Genomic DNA, 1251 nt, shown 5'->3' on the forward strand with positions numbered 1-1251 from the left:
CTTTTTACCAATGTGAAGATTTTCGACGGCACGGGTGCACCAACGTTCGTGGGCGAAGCGCTTGTCGATGGCAATCTGATCCGCGCCGTGGCTCGCGGCAATGGCGGGATTCCGCGTGAATCCTACTACGACGTCATCGACGGCAAAGGCATGACGCTGATGCCAGGCCTCGTCGAAGCGCACGCTCACGTCACCTACAGCAACATGGCACAGTTCAGTGAACTTGGCCTGATTCCGATTGAAGAACACACCATCCTCGCGCTGCAGAACGTCAAGCTGATGCTGGACTCGGGCTTCACCAGTCTGTACTCGGCGGCTTCGGCGAAGTTCCGGCTCGAAGCGGTGCTTCGCGACGCCATCGACGCGGGAAAATTCCCCGGGCCGCGCATGCGGGCCGCTTCGCCTGAACTCACCGCAACAGGAGGTCTTGGGGACGAACGTCAATACCACACGAACCACCAGGGCTTCGAACTGATTGCAGACGGCCCCGATGAAATCCGGCGAACGGTCAGGACACTGATTCGCGAGGGTGTCGACACCATCAAGATGAACATCTCGGGTGACATGTTTGCTGGACGTCAGGGGTTCGCCCGCCGGCTTTCCTATACGGAGGCAGAGGTCGCCGCCGCCGCGGAAGAGGCCCATATGCGCGGCGCCTGGCTATCGTGTCATGCCCGTGCGGATGCGGCCGTGAAGCTTGCCCTGAAGTATGACTTCCGCGTTATCTATCACTGCGATTTCATCGAGGGTGAAACGTACGACCTGCTCGAGGCGAAGCGCGACAGCGTGTTTCTCGCGCCGGCCATTGGCGTGATTTACGCAACCGCGTACGAGGCAGAGCCGTGGGGCATCACCCGGGAGTTTGTCGAAAAGAGCGAGCTCTTCACCATGATCGAGCAATGCCCGAAGGTGTACGGCGAACTCAGGAAACGCGGCCTGCGGGTTCTCCCGGGCGGCGACTACGGGTTCGCATGGAATCCGATCGGCACCAACGCACGCGACCTTGAGCACTTCGTCAACATTCTTGGCTTCACGCCGGCCGATGCCCTGATGGCCGCCACGAAATGGGGTGGCGAAATCATGGATATCCCGAACCTCGGTCTCGTCAGCGATGGCTACCTCGCCGACCTGCTGCTCGTCGATGGCGATCCGGTCGAGAACATCAAGCTTCTCCAGGACCGCGACAACATCAAGGTCGTGATGAAGGACGGGGTCTACTACAAGCGGCTCATCCCGACACCCGGCATGTAG

1 protein-coding gene is annotated in these 1251 nt (G+C 60.3%); it reads left to right on the plus strand.

The window, feature by feature from the left end; genetic code table 11:
* Nucleotides 1–1251: amidohydrolase family protein (locus P3T17_RS37500; RefSeq protein WP_429289460.1), on the plus strand; the 1251-nt coding region annotated here is incomplete at its 5' end.

The organism is Paraburkholderia sp. GAS82 (assembly GCF_050436285.1).
GTDB lineage: Bacteria > Pseudomonadota > Gammaproteobacteria > Burkholderiales > Burkholderiaceae > Paraburkholderia > Paraburkholderia phenazinium_B.